The sequence below is a fragment of the Candidatus Marithrix sp. Canyon 246 genome (assembly GCF_001723685.1).
GTDB lineage: Bacteria > Pseudomonadota > Gammaproteobacteria > Beggiatoales > Beggiatoaceae > Marithrix.
The window spans coordinates 1-14,722 of record NZ_MCBX01000014.1; the positions used below are offsets into that span (position 1 = coordinate 1).

Below are 14,722 nucleotides of genomic sequence, written 5' to 3' on the forward strand. Positions count from 1 at the left end.
GCTGCTAATGAAAGAAGGGCTGCTAAACGTAAAGCTGCAAGAGCAAAGGCTGCTCAAGAAAGAGCCGCTAAACGTAAACTAGCGAGAGCAAAGGCTGCTAATGAAAGAAGGGCTGCTAAACGTAAAGCTGCAAGAGCAAAGGCTGCTCAAGAAAGAGCCGCTAAACGTAAACTAGCGAGAGCAAAGGCTGCTAATGAAAGAAGGGCTGCTAAACGTAAAGTAGCAAGAGCAAAGGCTGCTCAAGAAAGAGCTGCTAAACGTAAGGTTGCAAGAGCAAAGGCTGCTAATGAAAGAGCAGCTAAACGTAAAGTAGCGAGAGCAAAGGCTGCTAATGAAAGAAGGGCTGCTAAACGTAAGGTTGCAAGAGCAAAGGCTGCTAATGAAAGAGCAGCTAAACGTAAAGTAGCGAGAGCAAAAGCTGCTAATGAAAGAAGGGCTGCTAAACGTAAAGTAGCAAGAGCAAAGGCTGCTCAAGAAAGAGCCGCTAAACGTAAGGTTGCAAGAGCAAAGGCTGCTCAAGAAAGAGCAGCTAAACGTAAAGTAGCGAGAGCAAAGGCTGCTAATGAAAGAAAGGCTGCTAAACGTAAAGCTGCAAGAGCAAAGGCTGCTCAAGAAAGAGCCGCTAAACGTAAGGTTGCAAGAGCAAAGGCTGCTCAAGAAAGAGCCGCTAAACGTAAAGTAGCGAGAGCAAAGGCTGCTAATGAAAGAAGGGCTGCTAAACGTAAGGCTGCAAGAGCAAAAGCTGCTCAAGAAAGAAGAGCTAAACGTAAGGCTGATAGAAGAGCAAAGGCTGCTAAAGCAAGTGCTGCAAGGCGTAAGGCTGCTAGAGCAAAGGCTATTAAAGAAAGAGCAGCAGCAAGACGTAAAGCAAAGCGTAAACGTAAAGCTGCTAAGAAAAAAGCAGCTAAACGTAAAAATGCGAAACGAAAAAGAGGAGCTTCTTGTTCTAGACTTGTAAGACAAATGTCAACAGGCATTAAACCTTTAACATCTAAACAAAGAGCATACTTCCGTAGAAGATGTCGTTAAATTATTCAGCTAAACTAGCTAATAAATCCATTTGATGCTCATGCCTCAAGGGTTCAATCAGATAATTAAGGTTGCCTTGTAAAATTTCATCTAATTTATACAAGCTTAAACCAATACGATGATCTGTGACTCGCCCTTGAGGAAAATTATAAGTACGAATACGCTCAGAACGATCACCACTTCCAACCAAATTACGTCGCACTTCTGCCTCTTCAGATTGCTGACGCTCATGCTCAGCTGCTAACAATTTAGATTGCAATACTGACATGGCACGAGCGCGGTTTTTATGTTGTGAACGTTGATCCTGACATTCAACAACAATACCAGTTGGCAAATGAGTTAAACGAATCGCTGAATCGGTTTTATTAACATGTTGCCCACCTTTACCTGAAGCACGATAAGTATCTTCCCTTAAATCTGACTTCTTAATTTCGATTTCATCAACAACATCAACTTCTGGCATTAAAGCCACTGTACAAGCAGAAGTATGAATACGCCCTTGAGATTCAGTTTCAGGTACACGTTGTACACGATGCCCACCTGATTCAAATTTTAATTGAGAATAGACTGCATTGCCAATAATACGGATAATGATTTCTTTATAACCGCCATGTTCGCCCTCATGTTCACTCATAATCTCAACTTGCCAACCGCGTTTTTCTGCATAGCGGATATACATCCTCATTAAATCGCCAGCAAATAAAGCCGCTTCATCACCACCAGCACCAGCGCGAACTTCTAAAAATATATTCCTATTATCATCAGGATCTTTTGGCAATAATAAAATTTGTAATTCATCTTCTAAATTTAACTTATCTTTTTCAGCTTCAAGCAATTCTTCTTCAACTAAAGCGCGTATTTCAGCATCCTCATCGCGCTGCATTTCCTTTGCTGTAGCAATAGTGTCTAAATGTTCACGATATTTTTCAAAAGCCTCAACTATGGGTTGAATTTCAGCATATTCTTTAGATAAATCACGAAATTTATTTTGATTGTTTATGACGCTTGAATCAGCCAATAGCGCATCAAGCTCTTGTAAACGATCAGTTAAATTTTCTAGTTTGGTAATAATAGATTGTTTCATATATCATCTTCTAATTGAAATAATTCCCGTGCCGCTGTAACTAAATCATCACGCCCTTGATAACTAGCTTGACGTAATTTAACACAAGGATTGTGCATCAAAGTATTAGTTAAAGTATGCGCAATATAATCAACTACATCATAAGGTGATTTACCATTATCAAGCATTCGTTTAGCCTTTTGAACTAAAATGTGACGATTTTCTTGTGCTTGATCACGCAAATGGCAAATAGTATCTACAACATCCAGAGAATTCCACCATGCAATAAAGTGGCTCACTTGAGTATCTATTATTTCTTCAGCTTTTTGAGCTGCTTGTTCACGGGAACGTAAGTTATCTTGTATGACTTCGTTTAAATCATCAACACTATACAGATAAATATCCTCAAATTCACCCACTGCTGGCTCAATATCACGAGGAACAGCAATATCAACCATAAAAATAGGGCGATGTTTACGAATTTTAATTGCCTGTTTTACCTCATTTGCAGTGAGGATATGAGTTGTACTAGCAGTAGATGATATAACAATATCAGCCTCTGCAAGATGGCGAGGAATTTCTTCTAAGGTAATAGCATAACCAGCAAATTCCTTAGTTAATTGACGAGCGCGTTCAATGGTACGATTAGCAACAATCATACGCCCTAATTTATTTTCATGTAAATGTCGCGCCGCTAATTCAATAGTTTCACCAGCACCAATTAGTAAAGCCGTATTTTGGCTTAAATCACCAAAAATTTGTTGCGCCAATCGCACAGCTGCAAAAGCTACTGATACTGGGCTAGAGCCAATAGCAGTATCAGTACGTACTTGTTTAGCAACAGAAAAACTATAACTAAATAACTTATCTAACAATTTACCAACAGTATTAAATTCACGTGCAGTATTATAAGCAACTTTTATCTGCCCTAAAATTTGTGGTTCACCAAGCACCATAGAATCTAAACCACAAGCCACTCGTAACAAATGACGTATCGCCTCTGCTTGTTGATAAACATATAAATGTGATTTAAGTTCTGGATAAGATAACTTATGAAAAGCGGCTAAGAAATTCATAAGTTCATTACAGCTATCATTATCAATTGCACAATATAATTCGGTGCGATTACAGGTTGATAAGATTACGACTTCTTGAGCTAATTCGCGCTCAAGGATTTGATTTAAGGCTTGTTTTAAGCGTTCTGATGAAAAATTCACTTGTTCACGAATTTCAACAGGTGCTGTATTGTGATTAAGACCAAAAGCAAAAACTTGCATATTTCATTTTCTTTTAGGTTATGGTTTAATTATAACATACCACTATTCTTTGAATAGTAAAAAATCTTGACTTGATGAATCGTTCTTACTATAATATAAGTTTAACTAAAGAGGAATTTGCTATGAAACGAATATTATTTTTTGTTGTAATATTGTTAGTCAGTGGTTGTATTCAGACTGTCAAACAAGATCCGCCATCTTTGGTGCGGACACTTGATGCTACCAATAAACCACAAAAATCAGCAGCAGTTGTTAAAACACAAGGTAATCCTAAGAGTTCATACAAGGCATTAATCATAGGCAATAGTGACTATGACTATTCAAGGTTGCAAAACCCTGTAAATGATGCTAAAGCTATGAATGATAAATTGGTTGATATGGGATTTCATGTGACTCGGGCAACTAATCTTGATCATAAAACAATGCAAGATACTATCAAAACATTCGAGCAACGTTTATCTGTCCAAGATGTTGCACTATTTTATTTTTCTGGACATGGTGCTCAGGTGAACGGAAAAAATTTTCTAATTCCTGTTGATAACGAGGAGATTAAGGAAAATAATTTGGAAAACAAAGCTGTTTCAGCTCAAAATGTATTGGCTATGATGAAAAATACGAACAAGGGGATGAATATCCTGATCCTAGATGCTTGCCGTAATAATCCCTATGAAGGCAGTCAAAAAAGCAATGTTCGTGGTTTGGCACGAGTAAGTCCTCCAAGAGGTGCGCTGATAGCCTTTGCCGCAGCACCGGGGCAACCTGCATCAGATGGTGATGGACTTAATGGTTTGTACACGGACCACTTGCTTAAAGCATTGGACAATGCAAAACATAAGCGCATAGAAGATGTGTTTATGGAAATACGCGATCCAGTCTTTAAGGAAAGTAAAAAGAAGCAAGAGCCTTGGTATCAAGCTTCATTGAGAGAACCTTTTTGTTTTGGTGGATGTAGTGTCGTTAATAGTAGATCAAATGATTTCTAATAATAGAATGATTTATTTTTTAGTGGCATTGTTAGTTAGTGCTTGTTCCAATCATGCGACAAATTTTACGGAACAAGACACCAAAAAAAATCCACAACAAGCGTTAGTGATTGGCAACGGTGAATACGAATATTCACCGTTAAGTAATCCTATTAACGATGCTAAGGATATGGCAGACAGGCTAAGACAGATGGGCTTTTCTGTTACTTTAAAAACTAATCTAAACCATAAGGCAATGGTAAAGGATATTCGTGAATTTGGGCAACGCTTATCTGCTACTCAAACCCCAGAAAGTGTTGGATTATTTTATTTTGCTGGGCATGGTACTCAAGTAAACGAACAAAATTTTCTACTTCCTATTAATAATAACAGTATTAAAAACAAAGAAGATTTTGAACAAAATGCAGTCCATACAAAAATCGTCTTAGACGAAATGACAGCTGCTAACAAAGGTATGAATATTGTGATCTTAGATGCTTGCTATGAAAATCCTTACCAAAATTCAAATGTAAAAAATCCGATTCCTTGTTTTGCAGCACCATTATCACCTCCAAGAGGTGTCTTGATTGCCTTTGCTAGAGGAAAGGTTAAAAAATCTAATAGTTTATACACAAAAAACCTGCTTCAAGTATTAAAACATTCTGAACATATTCGTATAGAAGATGTATTTATGAATGTGCATCAGCGAGTCATACAAGAAAGTGCTGGACAACAAACACCTTGGTATCAGGCTTCTTTGAGAAAACCATTTTGTTTTGGAGGATGTTCAAATGAGTAATACTATTTAACATATAACTGTATTTTATTTAATGCTTATAAATATCACCAGTTTTTTATGCCTATTAGGCTTGAGCATCCAGTCTTTCTATGCCTATTCCTGTAGCTTGAAATATCCTGTGAAGGGACAGCCAATAGCATTAGTGATAGCCAATAGTCAATATAAAGGGAGAAGACTTACGCAACCCATTAATGATGCCAAAGCTATGAAAAACGCTTTGATTCAACTAGGGTTTAGAGTTATCTTCAAGACAGAATTGCGGAACTCAGCAATGGATAGAACTACAATTGACTTTAGTAATTGTTTAAGAATGACTAAAAATATGGGACTATTTTATTTTAGTGGATATGGTATGCAACTAAATAACAGAAATTATCTGTTACCTATCAATGTTTCTATTAGAGATAGATATAATATAAAATATGATACTTTTCCCGTTAATAAAATCTTAGGTAGGTTAAAATATGTGAAAAATAACTTGAATATCATTATTTTAGACGCAAGCAGAGATAATGATTATCCTAATTTTTATAGACATCGCGGTTTGGCAAGTATATCATCTCCAAGCGGTTTCTTTATTGCTTACCCTACTGATATAAATAAAGTAGTTCGAGATCAGTCTTCTTACAATAGTTTGTATGTAAAAGAATTAACTAAAATTCTAAAAACTGCTAGGCAAAAGCATAAACGTTTAGAAGATGTATTTATGGAGGTTACTAATGCCGTAGAACAAAAGAGCAATGAGTCGCAAGTGCCTTGGTATAACGCTTCCTTGAAAGAAAAGTTTTGTTTTGGAGGATGTAAAAGAAAAAAACTTCAAACAAGAAATGAGAAAAAGAATAAATTAACTGAGAACTTAATAGTACGTTCCAATCAGAACGGTGCAAAAGTCTTCATTGATTTTAGACTACGAGGTTATACTCCCCTAGCCGTAAATTTGCCACCACGTAAGTGTTATACTGTGTGGGTTGAAAAAAATGGTTATATTCTTTTAAATGGTTCTAAGAAGGTCTGTTTAAATAACATAAAAAAGAAAGTAATTTCTTTTTTCTTCAAAAAATAAAGAATTACATATGTTTTCATATAATTATCGCCAAAGTAAAGTTTTTTATTTAATCGTATTGCTTTTTGTCTTTTTTGTTCTTAATGGTTGTAATAAACTTCAGAGCAGAGATACAACAACAGATATAAATACAAAATTAGAGCATTCAATGATAAAAATTGCTGCCATAGATCAGATTCAAAAAATAAGTTCTGTCGCATTTTCCAAAGATGGAGCTTATGCGCTTTCGGGAAGTGAGGACAATAAAATACGCTTGTGGGATTTGACTACTGGCAAACTTAAACGTATATTTATTGGTCATCAGGATGTTGTTACCTCTATAAGTTTTTCTCCAACAAAACCTCAGATACTTTCAGGTTCCAAAGATAAAACTATGCGATTATGGGATCGAAATAATGGTAAATTATTACATACATTTAAACATCCTGATCTTGTGAAATCGGTAAGTTTTTCTCCTGATGGTAGTTCTGTTTTATCAGGAAGCTATGATAAAATTATACGCTTATGGGAACTAAATAATTTAGGTTTTGTCAAAACATTTCAGGGAAACTCCGATAAAATTCGCTCAGTAGCTTTTTCTCCAGATGGAAATTATATTATTTCTGGCAGTGAAGACAAAATCCTGCGGCTTTGGAGTGTTAACAGCACCATACTTATACGTACTTTTACTGGACATGAGAGTATTGTTAATTCAGTAGCTTTTTCTCAAGATGGAAATAGGATTTTATCGGGAAGTTCTGATAATACAATACGACTTTGGAATGTTGATAGCGGCGTACTCATGCGAACTTTCAAGGGACATTCTGATAATGTTTATTCAGTAAGTTTTTCTCATGATGGTCATTATATTCTAACAGGAAGTTGGGATAAAACAGTGCGGCTTTTCCATACTGATGGGAAACTCCTTCAAACCTTCAAAGGACATTTAGGTGATATTTTCTCAGTGAGTGTTTCCCCTAATGGTAATCGTATTGTTTCTGGTGGAAATGATGGAATTTTTTTATGGAAACGTAACAGCAATAAACATATTGCTCAAATAATAGTTTTCAAGGATGATGAATGGGTTACTTTTATGCCTAAAGGTTTTTTTATAGCGTCACCCAATGGTGGGCAAAAACTTTCGATTTCGGTTGGCGGTAAGGAAATACCAGATAATTCTCCACATCATCGCCCAAATTTAGTGAAAGAAGAATTAGAGGTTCTATAAATGTTCAAAAAGATTGTAAATGTTGTTTTTATGATGTCAATTATTTTTTATTCATCAAATTCTTTATCTAATTGTAGGGATTGGACTTCTGATTGTGAAGTTGGAGTTGGAAGCCCAATTAAGACTGAAACTTTAAGTGAGACACCAGCGGCAGTTACTGTCATAGATCGCGGAATGATTGAAGACTATAATTTTTCTTCAATTTCATCCGCAGTGCAAACTATTGCAGGCTTTCAAATGTATCGAACTTACTTTAAACAAAGAATCCCTACTTCACGTGGAATACTTCAGGATAACTATGCCAATAAAGTGTTGGTAATGATTAATGGTGTACCTAGTTGGCATGGAGTAACTGGAGAAGGCAATTTAGACAGAGTCAGTATTTATGATGTTGAACGCATTGAAGTGCTAAAAGGTCCAGCGTCAGTTATTTATGGAAGCCAAGCTTATACAGGTGCTATAAATATAATATTACGCCAGCCCAAGGATTCTAAAAAAGGAGAATTTAATGGACAAATTCATGCAGGTATAGGAAATAAAGGAGGTCATTCTGTAGGAGCTAACCATTATAATTCAAGCTCAGAAAATGATTGGTCTCTCTTTACATCAGTTAATGAAGAACGAGGAAATAGGTATCGTTATAATTACACTGATGAAAGTAAATCATCTTCTAGTATTGATGATTATGTTGACAACTTCAATGCCAATGCCTTATTTAAATACAAAGAACATACCTTCCTTATCAACGCATTTAGAAGCAATGAAGCTAATTTTGGGGTAGATCTGCAAAATGGTGCTGGCAATAATCACGATGTTGATGGAATTCTGTTAGGATACACATATTCCCACGCTTGGAATGAAAAAGCTAAAACCAACTTGCAACTTTTTTATGACTTAAATGAACGGAATTTTTCCCGTACTAACAATGATGACGAGCGTTCTAATGTTCTGGGATACCGATTAGGAGGCAATATTCGCAATCTATTCTCAATAATTCCAACTAAATTAGACCTTGAAATTGGTAGTGATTTTGAACGAAGAAAAAGTCAAGAATATCTAAGTTACCAAAATTCTACTAATACTATAATTAGTGATCATAATCTTGCTGATAGAAAAATGGATGAATATTCTGGATACCTTCAACTGGATTGGAAACCATTACAAGCGTGGAGAATTCTTTTAGGTAGTAGAATAACTGAAAATGAAATTTATGGTAGTAATGTATCATCACGGGGAACAATTATATGGACGCTCAATCAACAGAACTCGATTAAATTTATTGCTGGGCAATCATTCAGAACACCTAGTTTTTTTGAATTGTACTTCAACAATCCTAAAGCTAATACGGCAACTGGAAATGAAAATCTAGTACCTGAAACAGCAGATACTTTTGAATTGGCTTATCAGTATGCTAAGGATAATTTCTATATGCAAACTCTGCTTTATCATTCTATTTACCAAGATAAAATACAGCGTATAGAAAATCCAAGCTCTCCAGATGCTAATATTTACAAGAATGTTGGTGAATTCACTGCGGATGGCTTAGAAATTGAATTAAAATATTCCAATCCAAAAATAGCCAACTTTTTCCTAAACTTAGATTACATTTATGGTAGCGATGGTGATCTAATACCCGGAACAGATCACTACAATTTTAAATATATTCCTAAATTTACCGCATCTGCTGGAGTTCATAAAAAGCTTGGTAATTTTGGTATATCTCTGCTTGGAAACTATATAGGTTCCACTAATGGCCCAGAAGAAAAAATAGATGATTCATTCATTTTCGACTTCAATTTAGCCTATCAACACAAATATAAAAATCTTCAACTGAAACACGTAATATCAATTAATAATCTATCAGATACACTAGTGACAGTTCCAGAATATGTTCGCCGTAATGGGGTTAATGAACTACCGCTTGAATATGAACGGAGTATCTTTTACTCATTAGTCGCGAATTTTTAGATACCTAGTTGTTATATTTGCTCAAACTAGGTACAATAATCTCTTCTCAAATATCTGGAGAAACTTTATGAAAAAAGTTATCTTAACAGTAGCAACACTGGCTATTTTACCAACCGCTTCAGTTTTAGCCAAACCTAATAATGTTGGCTGCGGTATAGGCTCAATGGTTTTTGAAGGTAAGTCTGGAGTAGCACCACAAATACTAGCAGCTACCACTAATGGTACCTTTGGTAATCAAACTTTTGGTATTACTTTTGGAACATTAGGTTGTGCTAAAAATGGTGTGGTTGGTTTGCCTGTGCCACATAAAATAGCACTATTTGCCGATCAAAACTTAGATAAACTGGCGCATGATATGGCTGTTGGCAATGGAGAAACCCTTAATTCTTTAGCTGTTCTCATGGAAGTGCAAGATCAAGATAAATCAGCATTTTTCAATGCTACTAAAATCAATTTTGCCAAAATATTTCCAGATGAAAATGTCACCACTATAGAAGTTTTAAAAAGTTTGAACAATGTTATGGCAAATGAGCCACGATTAAAACGTTATAGTTATAGCTAAATTTTTTATTGCTCGGAGTAAATTCGAGCAAATTAATTACGTGAAAATCATTTTTCCCTTCTTATTATTATTATTACACCCACCTCTATATTCAGCAGATTTTAGCTATTTAAAAACTCTACTTAAACAAGCCGAGACTAATTTGTTGGCGAATGATAGAGAATGGCGGATACTCTTGCATTATCAAGCTGAGGGCAATGGATATGTCAGCGAAGTTGATGATCCTAAATTTTTCAACGCGCCTAATGGTAAAACCAATCCTTCAGCAGAATTAGCGGCTACTCTGCGAACTTTTTTTGTTGCGCCTACACAACAATGTAAATTTATTGCTCGCTATGAGTGGCTAAAACAACAACTTGCTTTTAAAGCATCGCGCCTAGCACCGCAGCCTTGCCCACGTTTTAAAGAATGGTTGAACGAATTAAACCCATACGGATTAAGCTTAATTTTTCCAGCCGCTTATTTAAATAATCCATCCTCCATGTTTGGTCATACTTTGCTGCGTATTGATCAAGCAAAGCAAAATGAACAAAGTCGCCTACTCGCACATGCCATCAATTATGCTGCTAACACCAAAGAAGAAAACGGTGTCACATTTGCAATCAAAGGTATTTTTGGTGACTATCCCGGACTGTTTTCTATCATGCCTTATTACCATAAAGTTAAAGAATACAGTAATTTAGAAAATAGAGATGTCTGGGAATATCAACTAAATTTCACTCCAGCAGAAATTCAGCGTTTATTGAAACATGTATGGGAATTGGATAAGATTTATTTTGAATATTATTTTTTTGATGAAAATTGTGCTTATCACTTATTATCTTTATTAGAAGTTGCACGTCCAAGTTTAGATTTACGCAATAAATTTTCGGCTTGGGCAATTCCAGCAGAAACTGTACGTGCTATTGTTGCCATACCCGGTTTATTGAAAAAAGCAACTTTTCGACCAGCCAATTTAACCAAATTGCGCCACAACTTAGATTTATTATCATCAGCAGAACAAAATTGGGTACAAAAACTAGCAACTGGCAAAATCAATGCAAAAGATAGCCAGTTTACGGCATTAGATATAACTACACGCATAAAAATTTTAGAAACTGCTTATGATTATTTACATTATCAACATAAAAAAACTGACAAAACGCGCTCACGACGCTTGCGAGCATTATTGGTAGCGCGTAGCAAGTTACCTAGTACAACAAGCTTTTCGCCTCCACCTGTACCCCCGCGCCCTGAACATGGGCATCGCAGTTTTCGCATCTCAGCTGGCTGGGGGCGTTATGGGGAACAATCTTATCATAGCTTGCAGCTACGCCCCGCCTATCATGACTTATTGGATTCTGACGCTGGTTATAAACAGGGCGCACAAATAAATTTTTTAAACCTCAACTTGCAGCATCCTATTGGCAGCAGCGATTTAAAACTGGAATCTCTGAAAATTCTTGATATTGCATCATTAAGTTCGCGTGACCGATTTTTTCAACCACTTTCTTGGAAAATAAATACTGGCTGGGAGCGTAGGCAGTTAGACGATAATAAACGCTCATTGGTTTACAACACTAATGGAGGAGTAGGATTTAGCTATAAACCAATAGCTAAAGCCTTGGCTTATGGATTTTTAGAAGCTAACCTAGATATAGGAGGCGCATTGCGACATGATTACGCCTTTGGATTAGGTAGCAGTGTCGGAATGTTTGTAGATATACTACCAAATTGGCGTTTACATTTATATGCTGAAACACAGCGTTTTGTTCTAGGGCATATACAAAGCTTGCGCGATTTAGGACTAGAACAACGCTTAAATCTAAGTCGAAACAGTGCGATACGATTACAAATGAAGCGTCACTATTTTGCCGAAGAAAAAGCTATTTCCCAAATAGAATTGAATTGGCAATGGTATTTCTAAAATACTTATATTCACATAAACTCATGCTCCTTCAAAAAGGAAGCATCAATAGAATCATCACCCTGTTTTCCAACTAACAGTCGTTCTAAATAGCGAGCTATTATATCAACTTCCAGATTTACTCTTTGTCCGATTTTTATGTCAGCTAAAGTGGTATTTTCTTGGGTATGGGGGACTATATTTAATGTAAATTCAGCATCTTGCACTGAATTTACAGTTAGACTAATGCCATCTACACAAATTGAGCCTTTGGCTGCTATATATTTGGAACGCGAATGTTTAGTCGCGTTGATGGCTCCTACTCCGTCAACATGCCCAATTGCTTTAATCATAATTTGGATGGGCTGTTATACGCCAATCTTTACCGATTGCACGTATATCAACTATATTTAGTGGCAGATGTTGACTTAATTGTTTAAGATCAGGCAGATTAAATAATCCTCGTGCCTTGTTGCCCATCAACATCGGTGCCATGTAAATTACTATTTCATCAATTAAACCAGCGCGTAGCATTGAGCCGCTTAATGTTGCTCCGGTTTCTAAATGCACTTCATTAACATCATATTTTTCGGCTAACATTTGACACATGGCGTGTAAATCTACTTGATGATCTTGCCCCGGTAAGTATATTACTTCTGCACCGGCTGTTTCTAATATGGCTTTAATGCTAGTGTTTTCTGAAGCAGTAAAAATTACTGTTTTCCCCGGAAGGCTTAAAATACGCGCTTCTGGTGGCGTACTTAAATAACTATCAATAACAACTCGTAAAACTTGTTTTGCTGGCAATTCAGGTTTACGTACAGTTAATTGTGGATCATCCGCCAATATTGTACCTGCACCTGTCATAATAGCATTGCTACGAGCGCGTAATGTTTGCACATCATTACGAGCATCGCTGCCAGTTATCCATTTACTTTCCCCAGATTCCATAGCAGTACGTCCATCTAAACTCATTGCTAATTTGCAGCGAATATAGGGGCGATTATGACGCATCCGCATAAAAAATCCGGCATTTAGTTGTTCTGCTTGTTGGCTTAATATGCCGCTATCTATGGTGATACCAGCTTTTAATAATTGTTCAATACCTTTGTTAGATACTAGGGGATTTGGATCAGTAGCTCCGATAACAACACGAGTAATTCCGGCTTTAATTAAAGCGTCTGTACAGGGCGGTGTGCGCCCTTGGTGACAACATGGTTCTAAGGTGACGTAACAAGTTGCTCCTTTAGCTTTATCTTTTGCCATTTTTAAGGCATTAATTTCAGCATGGGGTTCACCAGCAACTTGATGCCAACCTTCTCCTACTATTTCACCATCAAGTACAATGACACAGCCTACACGCGGATTGGGATGAGTACTCCATAAACCCTTTTCTGCTAATTGTAAGGCTCGTGCCATATAAGATTGATCGTTTATATTAACCATAAACTGGCAAACGAGTACAGAGAGTTAATACGTCTTGTTTGACTTTGGCTTGTAGTTCAAGATTATTAATATCATCTAAAATATCACAGATAAAGTTAGCAACTTGACTGACTTCATCTATTCCGAAGCCACGAGTGGTAATAGCCGGAGTACCAATACGTAAGCCACTGGTGACAAATGGGGAACGAGGATCATTTGGTACTGCGTTTTTATTTACGGTAATATTGGCATTTCCTAATGCAGCATCTGCATCTTTACCAGTCATATCTTTGTCAATTAAATCAACTAAAAATAAATGGTTATCAGTTCCGCCTGATACTATCTTATAGCCTCGTTCTATCATGACTGATGCCATTGCTCTAGCGTTTGCAACGACTTGAGTTTGGTAAGTTTTAAAATCTGCTTGTAATGCTTCTTTAAGGGCAACTGCTTTGGCAGCAATTACGTGCATTAATGGTCCACCTTGAATACCCGGAAATACTAGGGAATTCAATTTTTTCTCAATTTCAGGGTTAGCTTGAGCTAGAATCAATCCACCGCGTGGGCCGCGTAAGGTTTTATGTGTAGTGGTGGTGGTAACATCAGCAATATTAACCGGGCTAGGATATACTCCAGCAGCAATTAAACCTGCTACATGAGCCATATCAACCACGAAATAAGCACCTACTTTATCAGCAATATCACGCATTCTTTGCCAATCTACTACTCGTGAATAGGCACTAAAGCCTCCAATCAGCATTTTTGGTTTATGTTCAAGTGCCAAGGCTTCCATTTGATCATAATCAATTTCGCCAGTGTCAGTATTTAAACCGTATTGTACAGCATTGAAAATTTTACCAGAGAAATTAACCTTAGATCCATGAGTTAAATGTCCACCATGTGCTAAGCTCATGCCTAAAATCGTATCGCCCGGCTTTAATAAAGCTAAATAAACCGCAGCATTAGCCTGTGAACCTGAATGTGGTTGAACATTAGCATAGCCTGCATTAAATAATTCTTTGGCACGATCAATAGCTAATTGTTCTACAACATCAACATTTTCGCAACCGCCATAATAACGTTTGGCTGGATAACCTTCGGCATATTTATTTGTTAAAACAGTGCCTTGAGCTTGAATTACACGTGGACTAGCATAATTTTCAGAAGCAATTAGTTCTAAATGCTCCTCTTGACGTGTAACTTCATTTTCTATGGCTTGCCATAATTCGGCATCGAAATCAGCGATATTTAAGTTTTTTGCAAACATGAATTGTAGGTGATTATGTTAAAGTGAAATGCTTTGATTATAACATATTTTATAAATAAAATTGCTGATTTATAGCTAGAAATGTTTAAAAAATCTATTATAAAGATTTGTTAGAAATTTTATTTATGCACCCTTATACTAAAATAAGTATGCTTGAAGATAATCTTGGAAGACATAAATTTTTTGTGAATGTTAAGTTGTTTGAACTGTTGCAA

Annotated in this window: 13 protein-coding genes; 8 read left to right on the forward strand and 5 right to left on the reverse strand. The window is 36.4% G+C overall.

The features are described from left to right. On the forward strand, positions 1-1,029 hold a 1,029-nt coding region (locus BHU68_RS17260), incomplete at its 5' end, for a hypothetical protein (protein WP_216115512.1). A 1-nt stretch (position 1,030) separates the two neighbouring features. Here the strand turns inward: BHU68_RS17260 and prfA are convergent. Then, positions 1,031-2,113, reverse strand: a complete 1,083-nt coding sequence (gene prfA / locus BHU68_RS09310) for a peptide chain release factor 1 (RefSeq protein WP_069471262.1) — start codon at positions 2,111-2,113, stop codon at positions 1,031-1,033. Beyond that, entirely contained in the window at positions 2,110-3,369 is a 1,260-nt protein-coding gene (gene hemA, locus BHU68_RS09315) for a glutamyl-tRNA reductase (RefSeq protein WP_069471263.1), read from the reverse strand. The genes prfA and hemA overlap by 4 nt, the downstream gene beginning before the upstream one ends. Before the next feature lie 122 nt (positions 3,370-3,491). Here hemA and BHU68_RS09320 point away from each other — a divergent pair, with 122 nt between their 5' ends. The 7 genes from BHU68_RS09320 to BHU68_RS09350 all read left to right on the forward strand — a co-directional run bounded on the left by BHU68_RS09320 (position 3,492) and on the right by BHU68_RS09350 (position 11,836). Continuing rightward, the gene (locus BHU68_RS09320) at positions 3,492-4,352 is read left to right on the forward strand and encodes a caspase family protein (protein ID WP_069471264.1); all 861 of its coding nucleotides are present in this window, start codon (positions 3,492-3,494) and stop codon (positions 4,350-4,352) included. 7 nt (positions 4,353-4,359) lie between these two features. After that, on the forward strand, positions 4,360-5,130 hold the full coding sequence (locus tag BHU68_RS09325; RefSeq protein WP_216115514.1) for a caspase family protein: 771 nt from the start codon (positions 4,360-4,362) through the stop codon (positions 5,128-5,130). A gap of 118 nt (positions 5,131-5,248) precedes the next feature. Next, on the forward strand, positions 5,249-6,193 hold the full coding sequence (locus tag BHU68_RS09330) for a caspase family protein (protein ID WP_069472758.1): 945 nt from the start codon (positions 5,249-5,251) through the stop codon (positions 6,191-6,193). Between the two features lie 148 nt (positions 6,194-6,341). Next, the gene (locus BHU68_RS09335; protein ID WP_171899487.1) at positions 6,342-7,400 is read left to right on the forward strand and encodes a WD40 repeat domain-containing protein; all 1,059 of its coding nucleotides are present in this window, start codon (positions 6,342-6,344) and stop codon (positions 7,398-7,400) included. After that, positions 7,401-9,368, forward strand: a complete 1,968-nt coding sequence (locus BHU68_RS09340) for a TonB-dependent receptor plug domain-containing protein (RefSeq protein ID WP_069471268.1) — start codon at positions 7,401-7,403, stop codon at positions 9,366-9,368. It abuts the gene before it with no gap. Between the two features lie 67 nt (positions 9,369-9,435). Continuing rightward, complete coding sequence (locus tag BHU68_RS09345) at positions 9,436-9,930, forward strand: DUF3015 domain-containing protein (protein ID WP_069471269.1); 495 nt, start codon at positions 9,436-9,438, stop codon at positions 9,928-9,930. Positions 9,931-9,970: 40 nt separating this feature from the next. Continuing rightward, positions 9,971-11,836: an Lnb N-terminal periplasmic domain-containing protein gene (locus BHU68_RS09350; protein ID WP_069471270.1), complete on the forward strand. Its 1,866-nt coding sequence runs from the start codon at positions 9,971-9,973 to the stop codon at positions 11,834-11,836. Positions 11,837-11,847: 11 nt separating this feature from the next. Here BHU68_RS09350 and BHU68_RS09355 read toward each other — a convergent pair whose 3' ends face one another. From BHU68_RS09355 to glyA, 3 genes are read right to left on the reverse strand one after another with little or no spacing between them, the layout of a single operon-like run. Next, positions 11,848-12,168: a hypothetical protein gene (locus tag BHU68_RS09355; protein ID WP_069471271.1), complete on the reverse strand. Its 321-nt coding sequence runs from the start codon at positions 12,166-12,168 to the stop codon at positions 11,848-11,850. Beyond that, positions 12,161-13,261 carry a bifunctional diaminohydroxyphosphoribosylaminopyrimidine deaminase/5-amino-6-(5-phosphoribosylamino)uracil reductase RibD gene (gene ribD, locus BHU68_RS09360; RefSeq protein ID WP_069471272.1) on the reverse strand — a complete coding sequence of 367 codons (1,101 nt, stop codon included), beginning with the start codon at positions 13,259-13,261 and terminating at the stop codon, positions 12,161-12,163. The genes BHU68_RS09355 and ribD overlap by 8 nt, the downstream gene beginning before the upstream one ends. Further along, positions 13,254-14,507, reverse strand: coding sequence for a serine hydroxymethyltransferase (glyA, locus tag BHU68_RS09365; RefSeq protein WP_069471273.1), 1,254 nt, complete (start codon positions 14,505-14,507; stop codon positions 13,254-13,256). The genes ribD and glyA overlap by 8 nt, the downstream gene beginning before the upstream one ends. Positions 14,508-14,722: the final 215 nt, after the last annotated feature.